Raw genomic sequence first — 4,069 nt, 5'->3', positions numbered from 1 at the left:
GGGCGGGGCCCCTTCGCGTACGGTCTTTCGTGCTCAGCCGGCCGCCGCCGCGACCACGGACGCCCCGGACCGCGGCCCGGACAGCTCGAATCCCTCGGCCAGCAGCTGGTAGGAGCGGACCCGGTCGGCCGGGTCCTGCGTCAGCGTGTTCACCATGAGTTCCCGCACCCCGCCCGCCTCGGCCAGGGCGCGCAGCCGCGGTACGACGTCCTCGGGCGTGCCGTGGATCACGGACCTCGCGTGATGGGCCGCCCGTTCCGACTCCAGCCCCGTCCACCGGTGCCGGCGTACGGTCTCGGCCGAGGGAAGCGGCTGGTCGTCGCCCAGGTCCTTGCGCGCGCGCCACAGCAGCATGGCCTGCGCCAGCTCGTCGGCCCGTGCCTGGGTGTCCGCGACGACGGCGCGTACGGCGAGGAGTCCCCCATGGCCCTCCTCGCCCGTCGCGGCCGTGTGCGCGGCCCGGTAGGCCTGCAGCGCACGCGCACTCGGACCGGGCACCAGGAAGTGCGCGAAGGCGAACCCCACGCCCAGCTCACCGGCGGCCGCGGCCGACCCGGCGCTCGCGCCCAGCAGCCACAGCTCCGGCGGCACCGGCGGCACCGCCGTCAGGGCCTCCGGGTACAGGTCCGCGCCGCCCGGCAGCCGCAGCAGCGAGCTCAGCTCCCGCAGCCGGGCCGGGAAGTCGGCCGCCGGGCCGCCGGCCCGGCCGATGCCCATGTCGACCCGGCCCGGGTGCAGTGTGGCCAGCACACCGAACACCTCGGCGACCTTCAGCGCCGGGTAGCGCGGCAGCAGCACCCCTCCGGTGCCGACCCGGATCCGGTCGGTCGCGGACAGGATGGCGCCGGCCAGCATCTCCGGGGCGCTGCCGGCGAAGCCCGGGGACCGGTGGTGCTCCGCCACCCAGTACCGGTCGAAGCCCAACCGATCGGCGTGGCGGGCGAGTTCGAGCGAGGCCCGCAGGGCGTCGGCGCCCGTGTGCCCCTCCCCGACGGGGGACTGGTCCAGAACGGAGACGCGCATCGCGCTCACTCCCCCTTCCGGCCGGCGACGACCGACGGCACGATGCGGAAGTCCCGCTGGAACACCAGGTTGTGCAGGTCCGCGGTGGCGATCGCCCGCAGCGTGGGCACCTCGGCGGCCGCCTGCTCCTCGGTGAAGACGTTCAGGGGCCACTCGGCCACCGTGGCGCCCCGCAGATGCGGATGGTGGAAACCCCGCCCGTAGTGCGCCATCAGCGTGATGGGCCGGATTCCGGCATCGGTCTGTTCGGGCCAGGACAGCGTCCACAGCGCCGCCAGTCCCCCGTCCGCGGTGCGTCCGACTCCGGTGGCCTCCAGGGTTCCGGTGCCTTGCAGCATGTCGCAGTCGAACTCGCGCAGCACCTCACGGGCGTACGGGTCGAGCAGCGCCACCGCGTCGTGGAACAGCCGCTCCTTGCCCTGACGCGACACGGCGTCCCCGTGGGTTCCGTCGCGCAGGTCCCCGAAGTGGCGCTCCAGCGCCTCCAGGTGCGCGGTGCTCTCCACGGCCTCCGGCGAGGCGTTCTTCGTCGTCACATCTCCTCCTGGTGCGGGGTGTCGGTGGTCACTGTGCTGAAGCGGGCCGCGACCATCCGGCCCAGCCACTGGCGCATCGGGTGCGCCCGGTCCGCGCTCCACTGCTGGGGCGGCATGACCAGGGCCGCGTGCGGTGTGTCGTGGAAGAGCCGCAGGGACGTCGGGACACCGGCCCGCCGCAGCGTGTCGGCGTAGCCGCGGACGTCGTCCACGACCGGGTCCTGGTCGCCCACGGCCAGGACGGCCGGGGCCACCCCGCTGACGTCCCGTGCCTCCAGCGGGGTGGAGTACAGGACGCCGGGGCGCGGGTGCACCGGTGCGGCGCCCCGGTACCGGTGCCACGCCGTACGCAGCTGTTCGGCGGAGGGGTACGCCTCCGCGTCGGCCCGGTAGGACGGGGCGCGGCACCCGGGGTCGATCGGCGGGTAGGCGAGGAACTGGCCGGCCAGCGGCTCGCCGGTGTCCCGCAGGACCAGGGCCGCCGAAGCCGCCAGCGTCGCGCCGGAGCTGTCGCCGCCGACGGCCACCAACGGCGCGCCGGTCTCCCGCACCGCCTCGCGACGCGCCCAGCGCACCGCGGTCAGCACGTCCAGCAGGGCGGCCGGATGCCGGTGCACGGGCGCCAGCCGGTAGTCGACACTGACGACACCGCGGCCCGAGAACCGGGCGAGATCCGCGGTGACCTCGTGCCACTGGGCCGCCGAACCGTACTGCCAGCTGCCGCCGTGCGCCCAGACCAGCCAGCCGGCGAGCGGCGCGTCGGGCCGGTACACCCGTACCGGCACCTGATGGCCGGGGGACGGCAGCAGCATCTCCTTCCACCGGACAGGTCCCTGCGCAGGGGCGGGCCGGCCGGCCGTACCTGGTTTCACGACTTTCTCCTTTCCGAAGCGGCCCGCCGGGCCGGGGGCCGGGGGCGGGCCGCTCTTCGGCACTGTGTCGGCCTCCGCCGCCCGCGCCAACCGACAGATGGCTAGGTCGCCGCGGGCTCCGCGCCGGGCGGGGCGGGCTACTTGGTGGTGGGGGTGCGCAGGAAGAGGGCGCTGGTGAGGGCGGTGATGAGGACGAGGGCGGTGTTGACGGCGACNCTACTTGGTGGTGGGGGTGCGCAGGAAGAGGGCGCTGGTGAGGGCGGTGATGAGGACGAGGGCGGTGTTGACGGCGACGGCGGTCCGGATGCCGCCGAGGATGCCGGTGACGGTGGTGGTGGTCATGGCGCCGGTGGCGATGGCGCTCATGACGGGGGTGCCCATGGTGATGCCGATCTGCTGGCTCATGGTGGCGAGGCCGGTGGCCATGCCCTGTTCGTGGTCGGGCAGGCCGCTGGTGGCGGTGACCATGAAGCCGACGATGAGGAGCATGTTGCCGACGCCGCCGATGAAGGTGGCGGGCAGCAGCAGGCCCAGGCTGTGCGTGCTGGTGCCGAGGAGGAGCAGGGCGGCGGTGGCGGCGGTCTGGATCAGGGCGCCGAGGATGAGGGTGGTGCGGGTGGTGGTGGCGGCGATGACGCGGGGGGCGAGGGTGCCGCCCAGGACGGTGCCCAGGCCGAGCACGCCGAAGGACAGGCCGGCGGCGAGCGGGGAGAACCCGAGGACCTTTTGCAGGTAGAGGGTCATCAGGAAGACCAGGGAGGTCTCGGTGACGAAGGCCAGGACGCCTGCGACGTTGCCCCAGGCCACGGTGCGCCGGGACAGCACACTGACGGGGACGAGGGGGGCGGGGCTCTTGCGTTCGATGAAGTAGAACGCGATGAGCAGCACGATCCCGGCGGCGAGCACGGTGAGGGCGGTGGGGTTGGTCCAGCCGTGTTCGCCGGCCTGGGTGAAGCCGAAGACGACGGCGAGCAGGCCGAGGGTGACACTCAACGCGCCGGGCAGGTCCAGGCGGGGTCGGGTGGCGGGGCGGGACTCGGCCAGCACCATCGGGGCGATGACCAGGACGGCGGCGGCGACGGGCACGTTGATGAAGAACGACCAGCGCCAGGAGAGCAGGTCGGTCAGGACGCCGCCGAGGATGGCGCCGGTGGTGAACCCGGCCGACATCAGGGCCCCGTTCAGGCCGAGGGCCTTCTGGCGCAGGGGTCCTTCGGGGAAGGAGGTGGTGAGCAGGGACAGACCGGCCGGGGTGACCGCCGCGGTCGCAAGCCCTTGGAAGATGCGGGCGGTGATGAGGATCGCGGGGCTGGTGGCCAGACCGCCGGCGAGGGAGGCCAGGCCGAGGACGGCCAGGCCGCCCAGGAAGAGCCGGCGCCGGCCGAACAGGTCCGCGACCCGGCCGAACAGCAGGGTGAACCCGGCCGCGCACAGCGCGAACGCGGTCGCGATCCACTGCAGGTTGCCCAGCGAGAATCCCAGCCCCTTGCCGATCACCGGCAGTGCCACGTTCAGGATCGAGAAGTCCACCGCCAGCATGAACTGCGCGACCAGCAGCACCACCAGCGTCAGCCGCATCCGCGACGTCAACCCCTGCGACTCCACCGGACCACCCGGACCACCCGGACCACCCGGACC

4 protein-coding genes are annotated in these 4,069 nt (G+C 73.9%); all 4 read right to left on the bottom strand.

Features of this window, described 5'->3' with window-relative positions; translation table 11 throughout:
- Window positions 1–33: 33 nt before the first annotated feature.
- Window positions 34–1,023, bottom strand: a complete 990-nt coding sequence (locus LE548_RS44595; protein WP_225102757.1) for an MsnO8 family LLM class oxidoreductase — start codon at window positions 1,021–1,023, stop codon at window positions 34–36.
- A 5-nt stretch (window positions 1,024–1,028) separates the two neighbouring features.
- Window positions 1,029–1,559: a hypothetical protein gene (locus tag LE548_RS44590; RefSeq protein ID WP_225102756.1), complete on the bottom strand. Its 531-nt coding sequence runs from the start codon at window positions 1,557–1,559 to the stop codon at window positions 1,029–1,031.
- On the bottom strand, window positions 1,556–2,431 hold the full coding sequence (locus tag LE548_RS44585) for an alpha/beta hydrolase (protein WP_225102755.1): 876 nt from the start codon (window positions 2,429–2,431) through the stop codon (window positions 1,556–1,558). The genes LE548_RS44590 and LE548_RS44585 overlap by 4 nt, the downstream gene beginning before the upstream one ends.
- 216 nt (window positions 2,432–2,647) lie before the next feature.
- On the bottom strand, window positions 2,648–4,036 hold the full coding sequence (locus LE548_RS44580) for an MFS transporter (protein ID WP_374116265.1): 1,389 nt from the start codon (window positions 4,034–4,036) through the stop codon (window positions 2,648–2,650).
- Between the last annotated feature and the right edge of the window lie 33 nt (window positions 4,037–4,069).

The organism is Streptomyces sp. CoH27, assembly GCF_020181035.1.
Lineage (GTDB): Bacteria > Actinomycetota > Actinomycetes > Streptomycetales > Streptomycetaceae > Streptomyces > Streptomyces camelliae.
Note: the sequence above shows the minus strand (reverse complement) of the source record. Positions and strands in the feature narration are given on the sequence as shown.